Source organism: Afipia felis ATCC 53690 (genome assembly GCF_000314735.2).
GTDB lineage: Bacteria > Pseudomonadota > Alphaproteobacteria > Rhizobiales > Xanthobacteraceae > Afipia > Afipia felis.
In genome coordinates this window covers 1,201,619-1,218,453 of the sequence record NZ_KB375270.1, presented here as the reverse complement: position 1 = coordinate 1,218,453, position 16,835 = coordinate 1,201,619, and the positions used below count along the sequence as shown (strand labels likewise).

At 61.5% G+C, this 16,835-nt stretch carries 15 protein-coding genes; 10 read left to right on the top strand and 5 right to left on the bottom strand.

Annotated features, from left to right (window positions below; translation table 11 throughout):
• Positions 1–230 precede the first annotated feature (230 nt).
• The 3 genes from HMPREF9697_RS05770 (at position 231) to HMPREF9697_RS05760 (ending at position 3,835) form a co-directional block, all read left to right on the top strand.
• Entirely contained in the window at positions 231–1,343 is a 1,113-nt protein-coding gene (locus HMPREF9697_RS05770) for an Mrp/NBP35 family ATP-binding protein (RefSeq protein WP_002716228.1), read from the top strand.
• A gap of 142 nt (positions 1,344–1,485) precedes the next feature.
• Positions 1,486–2,574, top strand: coding sequence for a TRAP transporter substrate-binding protein (locus HMPREF9697_RS05765; RefSeq protein WP_002716227.1), 1,089 nt, complete (start codon positions 1,486–1,488; stop codon positions 2,572–2,574).
• 172 nt (positions 2,575–2,746) lie between these two features.
• Complete coding sequence (locus tag HMPREF9697_RS05760; protein ID WP_002716226.1) at positions 2,747–3,835, top strand: TRAP transporter substrate-binding protein; 1,089 nt, start codon at positions 2,747–2,749, stop codon at positions 3,833–3,835.
• A gap of 63 nt (positions 3,836–3,898) precedes the next feature.
• Here the strand turns inward: HMPREF9697_RS05760 and HMPREF9697_RS05755 are convergent, their stop codons facing one another.
• The 5 genes from HMPREF9697_RS05755 to gph form a co-directional block, all read right to left on the bottom strand.
• Entirely contained in the window at positions 3,899–5,743 is a 1,845-nt protein-coding gene (locus HMPREF9697_RS05755) for a TRAP transporter large permease (RefSeq protein ID WP_002716225.1), read from the bottom strand.
• A 38-nt stretch (positions 5,744–5,781) separates the two neighbouring features.
• Positions 5,782–6,378 carry a TRAP transporter small permease subunit gene (locus tag HMPREF9697_RS05750; protein WP_002716224.1) on the bottom strand — a complete coding sequence of 199 codons (597 nt, stop codon included), beginning with the start codon at positions 6,376–6,378 and terminating at the stop codon, positions 5,782–5,784.
• 167 nt (positions 6,379–6,545) lie between these two features.
• Complete coding sequence (gene moaA / locus HMPREF9697_RS05745) at positions 6,546–7,574, bottom strand: GTP 3',8-cyclase MoaA (RefSeq protein WP_002716223.1); 1,029 nt, start codon at positions 7,572–7,574, stop codon at positions 6,546–6,548.
• A gap of 108 nt (positions 7,575–7,682) precedes the next feature.
• A complete protein-coding gene (locus HMPREF9697_RS05740) occupies positions 7,683–8,138 on the bottom strand; it encodes a hypothetical protein (protein WP_002716222.1) in 456 nt (151 codons plus the stop codon).
• Positions 8,139–8,287: 149 nt separating this feature from the next.
• Positions 8,288–8,980 carry a phosphoglycolate phosphatase gene (gene gph / locus HMPREF9697_RS05735; RefSeq protein ID WP_002716221.1) on the bottom strand — a complete coding sequence of 231 codons (693 nt, stop codon included), beginning with the start codon at positions 8,978–8,980 and terminating at the stop codon, positions 8,288–8,290.
• Positions 8,981–9,116: 136 nt separating this feature from the next.
• Here gph and rpiA point away from each other — a divergent pair, with 136 nt between their 5' ends.
• From rpiA to HMPREF9697_RS05700, 7 genes are all read left to right on the top strand, one after another.
• Positions 9,117–9,827, top strand: coding sequence for a ribose-5-phosphate isomerase RpiA (gene rpiA, locus HMPREF9697_RS05730; protein ID WP_002716220.1), 711 nt, complete (start codon positions 9,117–9,119; stop codon positions 9,825–9,827).
• A gap of 10 nt (positions 9,828–9,837) precedes the next feature.
• Complete coding sequence (locus tag HMPREF9697_RS05725) at positions 9,838–10,341, top strand: DUF2059 domain-containing protein (RefSeq protein WP_002716219.1); 504 nt, start codon at positions 9,838–9,840, stop codon at positions 10,339–10,341.
• A 62-nt stretch (positions 10,342–10,403) separates the two neighbouring features.
• Positions 10,404–11,789 (top strand): glutathione-disulfide reductase, encoded by a 1,386-nt coding sequence (gene gor / locus HMPREF9697_RS05720; RefSeq protein WP_002716218.1) that lies wholly within the window; start codon positions 10,404–10,406, stop codon positions 11,787–11,789.
• 115 nt (positions 11,790–11,904) lie between these two features.
• A complete protein-coding gene (locus HMPREF9697_RS05715) occupies positions 11,905–13,065 on the top strand; it encodes a YncE family protein (protein ID WP_002716217.1) in 1,161 nt (386 codons plus the stop codon).
• Between the two features lie 187 nt (positions 13,066–13,252).
• Positions 13,253–14,641, top strand: coding sequence for a class II 3-deoxy-7-phosphoheptulonate synthase (locus HMPREF9697_RS05710; RefSeq protein WP_002716216.1), 1,389 nt, complete (start codon positions 13,253–13,255; stop codon positions 14,639–14,641).
• A gap of 1 nt (position 14,642) precedes the next feature.
• A complete protein-coding gene (locus tag HMPREF9697_RS05705) occupies positions 14,643–14,996 on the top strand; it encodes a diacylglycerol kinase (RefSeq protein WP_002716215.1) in 354 nt (117 codons plus the stop codon).
• A gap of 64 nt (positions 14,997–15,060) precedes the next feature.
• Complete coding sequence (locus HMPREF9697_RS05700; protein WP_040307825.1) at positions 15,061–16,815, top strand: NAD+ synthase; 1,755 nt, start codon at positions 15,061–15,063, stop codon at positions 16,813–16,815.
• The last annotated feature ends 20 nt before the right edge of the window (positions 16,816–16,835 follow it).

Genomic DNA, 16,835 nt, shown 5'->3' with positions numbered 1-16,835 from the left:
GCGTGAACCTTTTATGTCATTTTTGTTATTTGGCGCAGAATTTTCCGCGTCAAAAACCTTCATCCACCGCTTTCAAAAGGGCAGGGCCGGGCGCGATTTGACGGAAAAAATGCCGGTGAGGGAGCGGTGGTACCGCCCGGGGCGCGGTGGTATGACCGTCCCGTTCGCATGAAGGCTTGGAATCCATCAATAGGGATGAAGTCACGCGATCAGGCTGTCAGGAGACCGACGTGAGCGTAACCAAAGACGACGTTTTGAACAGTTTGGCCAAGATTCAGACCCCCCGGGGGGTGCCGCTCCCGGCTGCGAAGGTTCTGTCCGAGATCACAGCAACCGACGGCAAGGTGTTTTTCTCTCTGACAGTGGACGCAGCGGAAGCCCGCGCCTGGGAAGCGATCAGGGCCCAGGCGGAGGCGGCGGTGCGCGCCCTTCCGGGGGTCCAGACGGTGATGGTCGCGCTCACGGCCGAGCGGCGGCCGGGCTCGGGACCGGCTCCGGGCGGCGTCAAGCCGGCAGCCTCGCACCAGCATGGCGCGGGTGCGGATTCGCCGATGGGCAAGCAGAAGGCCATTCCCGGCATCAAGACGATCATCGCGGTCGCCTCGGGCAAGGGCGGGGTCGGCAAATCGACGACGGCGCTCAACCTCGCGCTCGGCCTGCGCGACCTCGGATTGAAGGTGGGGTTGCTCGACGCCGATATTTACGGGCCTTCTGTGCCGAGGCTGACGGGCGTCAAGGAGATGCCGCAGCTCACTGACGACAAGAAGATGATTCCGCTCCAGCGCTTCGGCATGCCGTTGATGTCGATCGGCTTCCTCGTGGCGGAAGAAACCGCGATGATCTGGCGCGGCCCGATGATTCAGTCGGCGATTCGGCAGATGCTGTGGGATGTCGCGTGGGGAGAACTCGATCTGCTGGTGGTCGACATGCCGCCGGGCACGGGCGACGCCCAGCTCTCGCTCGCCCAGCAGGTGCCGCTGGCAGGCGCGGTCATCGTCTCGACCCCGCAGGACCTTGCTTTGATCGACGCGCGGCGCGGAATCACGATGTTCAAGAAGGTCGATGTGCCGACCCTCGGTATCGTCGAGAACATGAGCTATTTCCTTTGCCCGCACTGCAACACGCGATCCGATATTTTCGGACATGGTGGCGCGCGCCATGAAGCGGAGCGGCTTCACGTTCCTTTCCTGGGAGAGGTCCCGCTCCATATGGCAATTCGCGAGGGCTCGGATGCGGGTCGCCCGGTGCTCGAGACCGATCCGAGCGGTTCTCACGCCGAAATATATCGTGCGATTGCGAGCAAGATCAAAAACGAATTGCGACTCGAAACGGCGGTCGTCTGACCGGCCGCGTTTCGGCGTCTGCTGCTATGCGACCTTAGTATCTAGGGTGCAGAACCACTTGTCGCGTTTTGGACTTGAAAGTTCCATGCTAGACGGGGAGTTTAGGGCCCGACATGAGGTCTGCCAGAGGAGGTACGAGTAGATGAAACGTCGCGATTTTCTGAAAGTAACGGCTGCAGGTGCAGCAACTGCGGCCGTCGCCTCGCCAGCGATTGCTCAATCGTCGCCTGAGATCAAGTGGCGTTTGACGTCCAGCTTCCCGAAGTCGCTGGATACGATCTACGGCGCCGCCGAAATCATGGCGAAGCAAGTCGCCGAAATGACCGACAACAAGTTTCAGATCCAGGTCTTCGCCGCCGGTGAAGTCGTGCCTGGCCTGCAGGCGCTCGATGCCACCTCGAACGGCACCGTCGAGATGTGCCACACCGCGACCTACTATTACGTCGGCAAGGACCCGACCTTCGCGATCTATGCAGCCGTGCCGTTCGGCCTGAACGCGCGCATGCAGAACTCCTGGTGGTACCAGGGCGGCGGCGAGCAGCTCGGCAACGAGTTCTTCAAGAAGCACGGCGTGATCGGCCATCCGTGCGGCAACACCGGCACCCAGATGGGCGGCTGGTTCCGCAAGGAGATCAAGACCGTTGCCGATCTCTCCGGCTTGAAGATGCGCATCGGCGGCATCGCGGGTCAGGTGCTGGCGAAGCTCGGCGTCGTGCCGCAGCAGCTCGCGGGTGGCGACATCTATCCGTCGCTGGAAAAAGGCACGATCGACGCGGCCGAGTGGATCGGTCCGTATGACGACGAGAAGCTCGGCTTCAACAAGGTCGCGCCGTATTACTACTATCCCGGCTTCTGGGAAGGCGGCCTGATGGTCCACTCGCTCACCAACCTCGAGAAGTGGAATTCGCTGCCGAAGGCCTATCAGGCAGTTCTCGCCAACGCGGCCGCCAACGCAAACTCCTACATGCAGGCGCGCTATGATCTGCAGAACCCCGGCGCGCTCAAGCGTCTCGTTGCGGGCGGCACGCAGCTTCGTCCTTTCAGCAATGAAGTGCTCGAGGCGAGTCTGAAGGCCACCAACACCCTGTGGGCTGAAATTTCGGCGAAGAACCCGGACTTCAAGAAGTCGATCGATGCGATGCAGGCGTATCGCAACGACCAATATCTGTGGTGGCAGGTTGCCGAATACACCTTCGACAGCTTCCAGATTCGCTCGCGCACCCGCGGCTAATCGTCGAATACAAAACTCAACATCAAAGCCCGGCCGAAAGGCCGGGCTTTTTTGCTGTGCCGAAGGTTCTGTTGCATTGCACGACAAAACTCTCGTGTGACGATGGCAAAAGTCCTTTTTTGCCGCGTGCAATTCCGATAGACCCGATTCCAAGCATGCTGCGGGGGGATTCATGAAGCGTCGCGATTTTTTGAAAACATCGGCGGCTGGTATGGCGGGCGCATCCATTGCGGCGCCGGCGATTGCCCAGTCGGCGCCCGTCATCAAGTGGCGGATGACGTCGAGCTTCCCGAAATCCCTCGACACGCTGTTCGGCGCGGGCGTGGTGATGGCGAAGCAGGTCGCCGAAATGACCGACAACAAGTTTCAGATCGAAGTCTTCGCGGCAGGTGAAGTCGTACCCGGCTTGCAGGCTTTCGACGCGGCCGCGAACGGCACCGTCGAGATGGGACACAGCGTCGCTTACTACTACGTCGGCAAGGACCCGACCTTCGCGGTCTATTCCTGCGTGCCATTCGGATTGAATGCGCGAATGCAGAATTCGTGGTGGTATCAGGGCGGTGGTGAGCAACTCGGCAACGAATTCTTCCAGAAGTACGGCGTGATCGCGCACCCGTGCGGCAACACCAACACCCAGATGGGCGGCTGGTTTCGCAAGGAGATCAAGACGCTCGCTGATCTTCGTGGCCTGAAAATGCGCATCGGCGGCATCGCAGGGCAGGTCATGGCGAAGCTCGGTGTCGTGCCGCAGCAACTCGCCGGTAGCGACATCTATCCGGCGCTGGAAAAAGGCACCATCGACGCGGCCGAGTGGGTTGGGCCGTATGACGACGAAAAGCTCGGATTCCAGAAGGTGGCGCCGTTCTATTATTATCCGGGATTCTGGGAAGGCGGGCCGATGATCCACGTCTTCACCAATCTGGCGAAGTGGAATTCGCTGCCGAAGACCTATCAGGCGATCGTCGCCAATGCGATGGCGAACGCCAACACCTATATGGCGGCGCGCTACGATCAGCAGAATCCCGCTGCTCTGAAACGTCTGGTGGCGAGCGGCTCGATGCTGCGTCCCTTCAGTCAGGAAATTCTGCAGTCGGCTTTCACGGCGACGAATGAGTTGTGGACCGAGATTTCCGCCAAGAACGAGAATTTCAAGAAGTCGATCGATGCGATGCAGGCTTATCGCAACGACGAATATCTGTGGTGGCAGGTCGCGGAAATGACGTTCGACAATTTTCAGATCCGGTCCCGCAGCCGCGGCTGATACGCAAAGCTCCTGATATGCAAAAAGCCCGGCTCATGGAGCCGGGCTTTTGTTTGTCCCAACCTACTTGATGCTGGGTATTCCAAGATCAAGCTGAGGCATGTCGATCTGTGGAATTTCGATTTTCACTTTCGATGGATCTACCGTGGAGAGCGTGCCTTTGTAGTGCATCACCATCTGCGGGAAGAGGATGACCAGGCACACCATGATGACCTGGATGATGACGAAAGGCACGGAACCCCAATAGATCTGTGCGGTGGTGACAGGCTCCATCCGTTTGCGGCTGATGCGATCAATGTAGGATTCCTTCGGCGCGACCGAGCGCAGGTAGAACAGCGCAAATCCGAACGGCGGATGCATGAAGGAGGTCTGCATGTTCACGCCGAGGATAACGCCGAACCAGATCAGGTCGATGCCGAGTTTTTCCGCGACAGGTCCGAGCAGGGGAATGATGATGAAGGCAAGCTCGAAGAAGTCGAGGAAGAAGGCGAGAACGAAGACGAAGGCGTTGACGAACAGCAGGAAGCCGATCTGTCCGCCCGGCAGCGAGACCAGCAGATGCTCGACCCAGCGGTGGCCGTCCACGCCGTAGAAGGTCAGGGAGAAGACGCGTGCACCGACCAGGATGAACATCACGAAAGCCGACAGTTTTGCGGTCGACTCGACGGCCTGACGGGTCAGGTCGAAGCTCAGGCGGCGTTTCATCAGACCCAGGATCAGGGCACCCGAGGCGCCCATCGCGCCGCCCTCGGTCGGCGTGGCGACGCCGATGAAGATCGTACCCAGCACGAGAAAGACGAGGCCGAGTGGGGGGACCATGACGAACACGACCTGTTCGGCAAGGCGCGAGAGCAGCTTCAGGCCGCTGAACTTGTTCAGAACGGCGATCACGAACGAGATCGCCACCACCAGCGACATGGTGAGAACCACGTAATCAGCGCCGGCTTTCACGTTGGTGAAGCTCATCGCGATCAAGGCGAGGGTCGTCGAGCTGACAAAGACGAGGAAGAGCGAAAGTGTTGTGGTCCGGATGATGTTGATGAACGGCCTGACCAGGATAGCCAGCAGAATCATGAACCAGAAACCGTGACGGATCTGTTCATTGCTCGAAATCTTGTCGAACACCGGCGCGGTCCAGTCGAACAGGCCGAGCTTGACCGCGAAGAGATAGGCGGCGCCGGCGGCAGCCAGAGCGGCGACGGGCAGAACCAGCTTGTGCTGGGCCGTCTCGGGATCGCGCAGCGTTTGAGCCTCCAGCGGCAATCCCGGCACCGACTTCGGCGAGAAGATCGTCAGCAGGAAAATGTAGGTCGCGTAGAGGATCGACAGCACGATGCCGGGAATGAAGGCGCCTTCATACATGTCGCCGACGGAGCGGCCGAGCTGGTCGGCCATCACGATCAGGACGAGCGAGGGCGGAATGATCTGCGCCAGCGTGCCGGACGCGGCGATGATGCCTGTGGCAACCCGGCGGTCATAACCGTAGCGCAACATGATGGGCAGCGAGATCAGGCCCATCGAAATCACCGATGCGGCGACGACGCCGGTGGTCGCAGCGAGCAGGGCGCCGACGAAAACCACCGCATAGGCGATGCCGCCACGGACGCTGCCGAAAAGCTGCCCGATGGTTTCGAGCAGATCCTCCGCCATGCCGGATCGTTCGAGGATCAACCCCATGAAAGTGAAGAACGGGATGGCAAGCAGCGTCTCGTTGTTCATCACGCCGTAGACGCGTTCAGGCAATGCTTGAAGGAAGTCCGGGCGGAACAGCCCAAGCTCGATGCCGATCAGGGCGAACAGCAGGCCGTTGGCGGCGAGCGAAAATGCAACCGGATAGCCGAGGAGCAAAAACAGCACCAACGAGGCAAACATGATCGGTGCCATGTATTCAATAAAAATCGCAGCCATTCAGTTGCGTCCTTTGAGCGTTTGATGCGGTCGCGCGCTTAATGTTTTTCGGATGAAATAGCTTCAGCAAGCCGTTCTGCCTCGAGGGCAGCCTGCTCGTGAGAGGAGAGCGCCAGCTTGTTGGGGTCGGGCAACAATCCCCGCATCACGGCGATGCGCTTGATGATCTCGGAAACGGCCTGCACCAGCAGCAGAGCAGAGGCGATCACGACGAGCGACTTCGCCGGCCATTGCGGCAAACCGCCGGCGCTGAACGATTGCTCATTCTGATGGTAGGAGACGAGGAAGAACGGGATCGACGTCCAGAGCAGGACGACACAAAACGGCACCAGGAAGAAGACGTGGCCGATCAGGTCGATCCAGCTTCTGACCTTGAGCGGCAGATGGTGATTGACGATGTCGATTTTGATGTGGTCGCCGTTCAGCAGGGCCCACGGCGAGCACAGCAGAAAGACGACGCCGAACAGAACCCATTGCAGTTCGAGATAGGCGTTTGACGAGACGTCGAAAACTTTTCGGATGATCGCGTTCGCAGCCGAGATAATGACGGCGACGAGGATGAGCCAAGACAGGTATCGCCCGATCACGGTTGTGAACGCGTCGATGCCGCGGCTCAGTTTGAGCAACGTTTGCAAAATAAAATCTCCCCCTACGCGCAGACGCCCCGGCAGCTTAGCTGGATTGTCTGCCCTCCGTCGAACACGTCAATCTGTCCGGGATGGTATGCGGACCCAAGATTCCAGCGCCCAAAGCGGACGTCAATTGGAAGTTTGGAGATACCGGGTAGGGTACGAAAGTATCGTCAGCCGCCGGTCACGCTCATGTGCCGGCTGACGCTTGGGCCGTTGTGGCGGCGGTCGATCACGAAATCATGGCCCTTGGGCTTCAACCCAATGGCGCGGTCGATCGCCGCACCCAGCAGGGCGTCGTCTGACGATGCGCGTAGCGGCTTGCGCAGGTCAGAGGCATCCTCCTGGCCGAGGCAGGTGTGCAGGGTGCCAGTGCAGGTAATGCGGACGCGGTTGCAGGATTCGCAGAAATTATGCGTCAGCGGGGTAATGAAGCCGAGCTTGCCGCCGGTCTCGCCGATATGAACATATCGTGCCGGGCCGCCTGAGCTTTCAGGCAAATCGGTCAGGGTGAACTGGGTCGCAAGACGCGAGCGCACCATCGACAGCGGCACATACTGGTCGAGGCGGCCACCGCTGATATCGCCCATCGGCATGACTTCGATCAGCGTCATGTCCATGTCCTCGCCGTGCGCCCAGCGCATCAGGGAAGGGATCTCGTCCTCGTTCATATTCTTGAGGGCGACGACGTTGATCTTCACGCGCAGGCCGGCGCGTTGCGCCGCTTTGATTCCGGCCAGCACCTTGTCGATATCGCCCCAGCGGGTGATGGCGCGGAATTTGTCGCGGTCGAGCGTGTCGAGCGACACGTTGATCCGGCGCACGCCGCAATCGGCCAGCTCTGCCGCATATTTCTCAAGCTGCGAGCCGTTACTCGTCAGGGTCAGTTCGTTCAGCGCGCCGCTCTGCAGATGACGCGAGAGCGAGCGGAACAGCGACATCACGTTGCGGCGGACCAGCGGTTCCCCGCCGGTCAGGCGCAGCTTGCGGACACCCTTGGCGACAAAGGCGGAACATAGCCGGTCTAGTTCTTCCAGCGTGAGCAGGTCGCTGCGGGGCAGGAACGTCATGTCCTCGGACATGCAGTAGAAGCAGCGCAGGTCGCAGCGGTCTGTCACCGAGACACGCAGATAGCTGATCGCGCGACCGAACGGATCGATCATTGCGGAAGAGCCGGTCTTGATGTCCTGAGGAGCGTTCATGATATCCCGCCAGGCTATGCCCGGCTGAAGCCGGGCTGCCTAGCTTTATTTAGGCGCTGCAAGGGCCTGGCACAATCGGCGATAGGCCGCAGGGCATTCGAATTCGGCCTAGCGGACCGGCGGGAAAGGAGACAGGCCGTTCGGCGGCGGCGAAGCGGTTGCGGCAGGTGCGGGTTCCGCTGCGGGAGCGGCCGCCCTCGGCGCGGTTTTTGGCTTCGGGTGCGGCCTGCGTTTTGGCTTCTTGGGCGGAGTGGCAAGCTGCAACTCTGCGACCGCAGGATTAGGATCGAGGATCGGGTCGCTGCCAGGCTGCTTGACGACCGTCACTTCCACGGTTGCCGGCTGATATTTCGCCAGCGCGTAGGTTACGGTGAAATTCTCGCCGGCCGGCACTTGTACGGAACAGGGAGTTTTACATCCCGGACCGACCGAGGTCGTCGCATCGGCGCCCGGAGGCGTGGAATCGAGTTGCAGGGTCGCCTGCGGCGGCGTGGACTTGAACAAATCCGTGGACGAGCAGCCTGCAAGGCTAAGCCCTGCCGCAACGATCAGAACGACACGCATGATATTATCCGTCTTTTTTGGTGCGGCTGGCGCACGATCCCCGGGGCCGAGCATACGGGTCGCGGCATATGAGCGCAACTGGACGCCGCCGCATCTTAAGAGATGCGGTTAACGCGATCTCTTAAGATGATCGATAAAGCCAAATTCGATCAATCGCTTGTAGCGTATTTTGTTTGCAGCATCTCCGCTACGGTCGCGGGAAGGTCGCGCATGTGGGAGATCAGCCGATCGGGCTCGAGGTCTTTGATCGCGATCGGCGTGTAGCCGAAATCGACGGCGATGACGGGAACGCCGGCGCGTTTGGCAACCCCGATATCGGGCCCGGAATCGCCCACCATAATGGCCGCTGCAGGTGTGCCGCCGGCGCGGGCGATGGTCTGGCGCAGGATGATGGGGTCGGGTTTCTGAACGCCGAAAGTATCCGCGCCGCAGATCGCTGCAAACCGTGTGCTCATGTTCAGCTTGTCCAGCAGGCGGTTGGACAGCCATTCGAGCTTGTTCGTGCAGACCGCGAGCCGGTGGCCCAGGCTCGCGAGTTCGTCGAGCGCCGCTTCGGTGCCCTCGAAGGGGCGCGTCTGGTCGGCGATGTGGTCGGCGTAGAACGCGATGAAATCGTCGGTCATTTTCGCGACGTGTTCTTGCGTGCAGGCGCGGCCCTCGGCCTCGAGCGCCCGCTCGATCATGGCGCGTGCGCCGGCGCCGATCATTTTCCGTGCCGGTGCAAGCGGAACGGCCGGCAGACCTTCGCGCTCCAGCACGAAATTCAATGCACTGACGAGGTCTGGCGCGCTGTCCACAAGCGTGCCGTCGAGATCGAATACGATAAGGGGGAGATTGTTCATACCGTTCGCTACCCCGCGTCCGCTACTTGTGCAAGGGGGAGGAAAAATCAGCGGATTTCAAGGGGCTCGACCCTGTTCCTCGGGCGAAATCGAGGGTAGAAACGCCGCGCCGTTCGGGCGTCACGAGAGGGGCGAAATGTCGAAGGAAGAGCTGAAACGAGCTGCGGCCGCAAAGGCCCTTGAGTATGTCGAAGACGGCATGCAGCTTGGTCTTGGGACCGGCTCGACGGCGAAGCATTTCGTGGAACTGCTCGGCGAGCGCGTGCGCGGGGGGCTGCGCGTAATCGGAGTACCGACATCCGAGGCGACGCGGGCCGATGCCGAGCGCTGTGGCGTGCCGCTGACGACCCTCGACGAGATCGATCATCTCGATCTCACGGTGGACGGCGCCGACGAAATCGATCCTGCGCTCAATCTCATCAAAGGCGGCGGCGGCGCGCTCCTGCGCGAGAAGATCGTGGCAGCGTCCTCGGCCCGAATGGTTGTGATTTCCGACGACAGCAAATGGGTGGACACGCTGGGCCAGTTTCCGCTGCCGGTGGAAGTCATCCCGTTCGGCCTCGCGGCTACGCGCCGGGCGCTTGGCGCGGCGTTCGCGCAGGCCGGCGTCGCAGGGGAAATAAGCCTGCGGCAAGGCAAGGATGGCCATGCTTTTGTCACCGATGGCGGCCACTGGATCGTGGACGCTCATCTGGGACGGATCCCGGATCCGCCGCGCCTTGCCGCGCTTCTCAGCGCCATTCCCGGCGTGGTGGAGCATGGATTGTTCATCGGCCTTGCGAAGACGGCCATTCTCGCCGGATCGCAGGGGCTTCGTATCGTTGATCGGCCGGCAGGCCGGGTTTGAGGAGTTTGACATGAAGAAGACGATTTACGCCCTTCTGGCGGCTGGCTTTGTCAGCGTGGTTGCAGGTCCGGCGCTCGCGCAATCGAACCCCAATCCGTCGCCGGCGGCGATTGCGACTGCCAAGCAGATCCTCACCGACAAGCACATCGAGGAGCTTTACAAGGAGGCCGTGCCGAGCCTTGTCGAGCGCAGCAAGCTCACGCTGTTGCAGAGCAACCTGAACTATCAGAAGGATCTCAACGAGGTCGCGATTAAGGTGGCGAAGGAACTCGCCGGCAGCGAGAAGGAGATCGGTGATCAGATCGCCAAGATCTACGCCTCGCGCTTTTCCGAACAGGAACTGAAGGACATTGCTGCCTGGTACAAGTCGCCGCTCGGCAAGAAGGTGATCGAGCAGGAGCCGGAAATCTTCGCGGCCTCGCGCGGCTACATGGACCAGTGGGCGCAGACTTTCTCCCAGAAGGTGATCGACAAGTTCCGCGCCGAGATGAAGGCGCGCGGCAAGAACATCTGACGCCAGCGTAGGGCGTTCGCGGCTTGCCACGAACGCCCGGCCTCGGGGCGGACGGGAAGCACATGGCAAATTTCGACGTCGATCTGTTCGTGATCGGGGGCGGCTCCGGCGGTGTCCGCGCGGCTCGTATCGCTGCCGGTTATGGCGCGCGCGTCATGGTTGCGGAAGAATATCGTTTCGGCGGCACCTGTGTGATCCGGGGCTGCGTGCCGAAGAAGCTGATGATGCTGGCCTCGCTGGTCTCGACGGACGTGAAGGATGCCGCCGGATTCGGCTGGACCATTCCGGAAGCGGATTTCGACTGGACCACGCTGATCGCCAACAAGGACGCGGAAATCGCTCGCCTTGAAGGCATCTATGCCACCAATGTGGAAAAGGCCGGCGCGCAGACTGTGAAGGCGCGCGCGGTGTTCGAGGATCCGCATACGCTGCGGCTATCGACCGGCGAGAAGGTAACGGCCGGGCACATCCTGATCGCGACCGGCGGCATGCCCAATCACGGCGCTGCCATTCCCGGCATCGAGCATGTGATTTCCTCGAACGAGGTTTTCCATCTGGAAAAATTCCCTGAGCGGATCGTCATTCAGGGCGGCGGCTATATCGCGCTGGAATTCGCGTCGATCTTCAACGGCCTCGGTGCTGACGTCACGCTGATCTATCGCGGCGACAACATCCTGCGCGGTTTCGACAATGATGTGCGCAAACATGTCCGCGGCGAGATGGAGAAGGCGGGCGTTACGGTTCTGACCTCCTGCACGGTCAATCGCGTCGAGCGTCATGGCGACACCTTCACCGCGCATCTGTCGAACGGCTCGAGCGTTGCCGCCGACCAGGTGATGTTCGCGATCGGCCGTCACCCCTGCGTCAACGGGCTAGGCCTGGAGAAAGCCGGCGTCGCACTCAATCCCGTCAATGGCGGTATCGCGGTGGACGAGCATTCGCGCACCAATGTCCCGCATATCTATGCGGTGGGCGACGTCACCCACCGCATGAACCTGACGCCGGTGGCGATCAGGGAAGGGCACGCCTTTGCCGACACGGTGTTTGGCAACAAGCCGGTCGTGGTCGATCATGACTGCATTCCGACCGCGGTGTTCTCGCAGCCGCAGGTCGGGACCGTTGGCCTGACGGAAGAGGACGCCCGCGCGCGATACGATCGCGTCGATATCTACAAGGCTGATTTCCGTCCCATCAAGGCGACGATGTCCGGCAGCGAAAGCCGCGTGCTGATGAAGCTCGTGGTTGACGGCAGCACGGACCGCATTCTCGGCTGCCATATCGTGGGCCCCGAAGCGGCCGAACTGACGCAGGTGGTGGCCATCGCCATCAGGATGAAGGCGACCAAGGCCGATTTCGATGCGACCATGGCGTTGCATCCGACAAGCGCCGAAGAACTCGTCACTATGCGCACCCCCACGGCGCGGCACGTCCGGCAAGCGGCGGAATAGCCTCCTACCCAAGTTCTAGTGGACGGATTTGGCCGCGACGGTGTTAGCTGCACTGTCAGACCGGCGCTGCCCGGGATTCCGGTCTGCGAAAAAACACCGGGGGGAGAGAACATCCATGGTTTATCGAGTACCGCAGAAGTGCGCCCTTGTTTTGGCGCTCGCCTTGCTGACGCCGGTGGCCGCGACGGCCCAGATCGCCGTATCCGCCAATGACGGCAAATCGGCTTTGAACGACGGAAAGCCTCAGATGCGCAGTCCGCTTGTGCCGGACTCCGTATCCATCATCGATCTCAACCAGACGCCCCCGAAGATCATCGGCGAGGTAGCGGCGCCCGCCAGCGCGGTCGGCCCGCCGACCAGCGTCGCGGTTGCCAAGGATGAATCGTTCGCGCTTGTCACCGGCGCCATGAAGGTCGATGCCGATGGCAAGAAGGTCGTGCCCGATAACAAGCTTTCGGTGATCGACCTGAAGGCGAAGCCGCCGGTCGTATCGGCGACGCTGGAGGCCGGACCCGGTGCCACGGGCGTCACGATCAATCCTGCGGGCGATCTGGCTCTCGTGGCCAATCGCAATGACGGTACGGTCTCGATCTTCAAGATCAGCGGCAAGACGGTGACGCCTGCGGGCAAGATCGATTTCGGTGCGGCGAACTCGGGTCCCTGCGCGATCGCCTTCACGCCGGACGGCAAGCTCGCTTTCGTCACGCGCGATGGCGACAACAAGGTTTCGGTGCTCAAGATCGACGGCGAAAAGGTCGAATATACCAAGCGCGATGTCGGCGCGGGCCTGCGGCCCTACGGCATCAACATGTCGCCGAAGGGTGACGTGGCGCTGGTCGCGGATCTTGGTCTCAACAACGGCAATGGCGACGACGATACGGTCAGCATCATCGACGTGAAGGCGAAGCCGCCGCGCACCATCGACACTGTCACCGTTGGTCCGACGCCCGAGGGCATGACGCTGTCCCGTGACGGCAAATATCTCGCGCTCGCGGTTATGAATGGATCGAACAAGGCCAAGGCCGCGCCGATCTACAATGACCACGGCATCCTGAAAATCTATCGTCTCAAGGACAAGAAGCTGACGTTCGTGACGCAGGCGGATGTCGGTCATTGGTGCCAGGGCGTTACCTTCAACAAGGACGCCAAGAAGGTGCTGGTCCAGTGCATGATCGAGAACGAGATCATGGTGTTCGATTTCGACGGCAAGAAGCTGAAAAAGAGCGGTTCGCTGAAGGCCAACGGGCCGGCTGGCATCCGCATCGCCGACAAGTAAGCGTTTGATCCCGGGCCGCCGCCGGTCATCCTCCGGCGGCGGCCTTTTTGCGTCCTGAGACGGGCAGGGTAGTAGCCCCCGCTTAACCTGTTGAGCAGACAGGACGAATTGCGGGTGGAAAGCGGACGGCCGGCTGTGTATATAAGCCCCGGCCGATCATGGGACGATCAGGCAGGAGTTTTCGATCATGGCTGAGCGGTGGACGCCCGATAGCTGGCGCAACAAACCGGTTTTGCAGGTGCCGGACTATCCGGATGCGAAGGCATTGGCGGGTGTCGAGGAACAACTCGCCACCTTTCCGCCGCTGGTTTTTGCAGGCGAGGCACGCAACCTGAAGAAGTCGCTGGCGCGCGTGGCCGCTGGCGAGGCTTTCCTGTTGCAGGGCGGCGATTGCGCCGAGAGTTTCGCCGAGCACGGCGCCAACAACATCCGCGATTTTTTCCGCGTCTTCCTGCAGATGGCGGTGGTGCTGACCTATGCCGGCGCGCTGCCGGTGGTGAAGGTCGGCCGCATCGCCGGTCAGTTCGCCAAGCCGCGTTCTTCGCCGACGGAAAAGATCAACGGCGTCGAGTTGCCGAGCTATCGCGGTGACATCATCAATGACATCGCCTTCACGCCGGAAGCGCGCATTCCCGATCCGCGCCGCCAGTTGTCCGCGTACCGCCAGTCGGCGGCGACGCTCAACCTGCTGCGCGCGTTCGCGACCGGCGGCTTCGCCAATCTCGGCAGCGTGCATCAGTGGATGCTCGGCTTCGTGAAGGATTCGCAGCAGTCGCGCCGCTACAAGGAATTGGCGGACCGCATTTCCGACGCGCTGAACTTCATGCGTGCCTGCGGTCTCAATCTGGAGAGCCATCCGGAACTGCGTGCGACCGAGTTCTACACCAGCCATGAGGCGCTGCTGCTTGGTTACGAGCAGGCGTTCACGCGCGTCGATTCCACCACGGGCGACTGGTACGCGACCTCCGGGCACATGCTCTGGATCGGCGATCGCACGCGTCAGCTCGATCACGGGCATGTTGAGTATTTCCGCGGCATCAAGAACCCGATCGGCCTGAAGTGCGGCCCCTCGCTGAAGCCGGACGAACTGCTCAAGCTGATCGACATTCTCAACCCGGAGAACGAGCCGGGCCGGTTGACGCTCATCAACCGTTCGGGCGCGGACAAGGTTGGCGATACGCTGCCGCAGTTCATTCGCGCCGTGCAGCGTGAGGGCAAGGCGGTGGTGTGGTCGTGCGATCCGATGCACGGCAACACGATCACTTCGACCAGCGGTTACAAGACGCGGCCGTTCGACCGCATTCTGTCCGAACTGAAGGCGTTCTTTGAGGTTCACGCGGCGGAAGGCACCCATGCCGGCGGTGTGCATCTCGAGATGACCGGGCAGGACGTCACCGAGTGCATCGGCGGCGCGCGTGCGATCACCGATGAGGATCTCAACGACCGCTATCACACGGTCTGCGATCCGCGCCTGAATGCCGAACAGTCGATCGACATGGCATTCCTGATCGCGGAATTCCTCAAGCAGGGCCGCGAGCGCAAGGCGCAGCCACTGCCTGCGGTGGCCGGCCTCTGACGTGCTGCGCTTCTGGCGCGCCACCATTAACAGCGTCAACGGCCTCATCTTCGCGTTCCGCTCCGAGCGGGCGGTTCGCGAAGAGGTCGTGGCGCTGATCCTGTCGCTTCCGCTGTCTTGGCTGATCGGCGTCACGCCCGCGCGACGGCTGGAGCTTGTTTGTGTCGTGCTCCTGCTTCTCGTCGTCGAATTGCTCAACACCGCGATCGAGAAGCTGGCCGATCGGCTGACGCTCGATCACGACCCGCAGATTGGCCGGGTCAAGGATATGGGCTCCGCCGCTGTCGGCGTGACGCTTGCCATTGCCGGCCTGACATGGCTGTTCGCCATCGCCGAGCGGATCGGGATCATCTGATTGACAACTCCCCGCGCAAAGCCCGCAATTGCGGAAGCGTCTCGGGGCGGGCTACAACATGCCCATGAGTGAATCCGCAAAATTTCTGGTGACCCTGGCGCAGATCAATCCGACGGTCGGAGATATCGCCGGAAACGCGACCAAGGCGCGAGCGGCGCGCGCGAAGGCTGCCGCGGATGGGGCAGCGCTCGTCGTGCTTCCCGAACTTTTCCTGTGCGGCTATCCGCCGGAAGATATCGTCCTCAAACCCTCGTTTCAGGCCCGATGCCGCGCAACCGTCGAAGAACTCGCGCGCGAGACCGCCGATGGCGGTCCGGCGGTGCTGATCGGCACGCCATGGGTCGACGAAGGCAAGCTCTATAACGCCGTGGCATTGCTCGACGGTGGACGTATCGCGGGACTGCGCTTCAAGGCCAATCTGCCGAATTACGGTGTGTTCGATGAGAAGCGTATTTTTGCACGCGGCCCGGCGGCGGGTCCGCTGACTATTCGCGGTGTCCGCGTCGGCGTGCCGATCTGCGAAGACACATGGATGGAGGAGTCGGAGGACTACGAAAACGTCGTCGAGTGCCTCGCCGAGACCGGTGCCGAAATTCTGATCGTACCGAACGGCTCGCCTTACGCGCGCGGCAAGAATGATATCCGCCTGTCGATGGCGGTGGGGCGCGTTACCGAAAGCGGATTGCCGTTCGTCTACGTCAATCAGGTCGGCGGTCAGGACGAACTGGTGTTCGATGGCGCGTCGTTTGCGCTCAACGCCGATTGCTCGCTCGCGGCGCAGCTTCCCTGTTTCGAGGAAGCTATGGTGACGCTGACGTGGACCAAAGGCGAGAAGGGCTGGACCTGCAAGGGGCCGGTTGCGCCGCTGCTGGAAGGTGACCGTGCGGACTATGCCGCCTGCGTGCTGGGACTGCGCGATTATGTCGGCAAAAACGGTTTCCCCGGCGTGCTGCTCGGCATTTCGGGCGGCATCGATTCAGCTTTGTGTCTCGCTATCGCGGTAGACGCTATCGGCGTGGAGCGCGTGCGTGGCGTGATGCTGCCGTTCCGCTTCACCGCGAAGGAGTCGATCGAGGACGCTGCGCGGATCGCGCGCGGGCTTGGTATTCGTTACGATGTCCTGCCGATTGCCGCTGCGGTGAACGGGTTCGAGGAGATATTGAAGGGGGTCTTCGAGGGTAGACCGCGCGACGTGACCGAGGAGAACCTTCAGGCGCGCACCCGCGGCGTGCTCCTGATGGCGATCTCGAACAAGTTCGGCGACATGCTGGTGACGACCGGCAACAAGTCCGAAATGTCGGTCGGCTACGCGACGCTCTACGGTGACATGAACGGCGGCTTCAACCCGATCAAGGATATCTACAAGACCGAAGTGTTTCGCCTGTCGTCGCTGCGCAATTCGTGGAAGCCGGAAGGCGCGCTCGGTCCCTCCGGCAAGGTCATCCCGGTCAGTATCATCGTGCGCCCGCCGACGGCGGAGCTGCGCGAGAACCAGACCGATCAGGACTCGCTGCCGCCATACGATATTCTCGACGGCATTCTGGAGCGGCTCGTCGAACACGACATGTCGGTTGCCGAGATCGTGGAGGAGGGGTTCGACCGTGACACGGTGCTGCGCATCGACAGGCTGCTCAATCTTGCGGAATACAAACGGCGGCAGGCTGCGCCGGGCGTGAAGGTAACGCGCAAGAATTTTGGGCGGGACCGTCGTTATCCGATCACCAATCGCTTTCGCGACAACGGCGATTCGCAACCGCAACCCGACCAGTCGCTCGTAACACGCTCGCGCCGGGATTCGACCGAGGTTTTTGACGGCTGAGGATGTGACCGCAATCACGC

Excerpts from the sequence above, each read along its gene's own strand:
- HMPREF9697_RS05740 (WP_002716222.1), bottom strand. The coding sequence starts at position 8,138 with ATGCGTGTCGTTCTGATCGTTGCGGCAGGGCTTAGCCTTGCAGGCTGC.
- HMPREF9697_RS05710 (WP_002716216.1), top strand. The coding sequence starts at position 13,253 with ATGGCTGAGCGGTGGACGCCCGATAGCTGGCGCAACAAACCGGTTTTG.
- rpiA (WP_002716220.1), top strand. The coding sequence starts at position 9,117 with ATGTCGAAGGAAGAGCTGAAACGAGCTGCGGCCGCAAAGGCCCTTGAG.
- HMPREF9697_RS05755 (WP_002716225.1), bottom strand. The coding sequence starts at position 5,743 with ATGGCTGCGATTTTTATTGAATACATGGCACCGATCATGTTTGCCTCG.
- gor (WP_002716218.1), top strand. The coding sequence starts at position 10,404 with ATGGCAAATTTCGACGTCGATCTGTTCGTGATCGGGGGCGGCTCCGGC.
- HMPREF9697_RS05760 (WP_002716226.1), top strand. The coding sequence starts at position 2,747 with ATGAAGCGTCGCGATTTTTTGAAAACATCGGCGGCTGGTATGGCGGGC.
- moaA (WP_002716223.1), bottom strand. The coding sequence starts at position 7,574 with ATGAACGCTCCTCAGGACATCAAGACCGGCTCTTCCGCAATGATCGAT.
- gph (WP_002716221.1), bottom strand. The coding sequence starts at position 8,980 with ATGAACAATCTCCCCCTTATCGTATTCGATCTCGACGGCACGCTTGTG.
- HMPREF9697_RS05700 (WP_040307825.1), top strand. The coding sequence starts at position 15,061 with ATGAGTGAATCCGCAAAATTTCTGGTGACCCTGGCGCAGATCAATCCG.
- HMPREF9697_RS05715 (WP_002716217.1), top strand. The coding sequence starts at position 11,905 with ATGGTTTATCGAGTACCGCAGAAGTGCGCCCTTGTTTTGGCGCTCGCC.
- HMPREF9697_RS05725 (WP_002716219.1), top strand. The coding sequence starts at position 9,838 with ATGAAGAAGACGATTTACGCCCTTCTGGCGGCTGGCTTTGTCAGCGTG.
- HMPREF9697_RS05765 (WP_002716227.1), top strand. The coding sequence starts at position 1,486 with ATGAAACGTCGCGATTTTCTGAAAGTAACGGCTGCAGGTGCAGCAACT.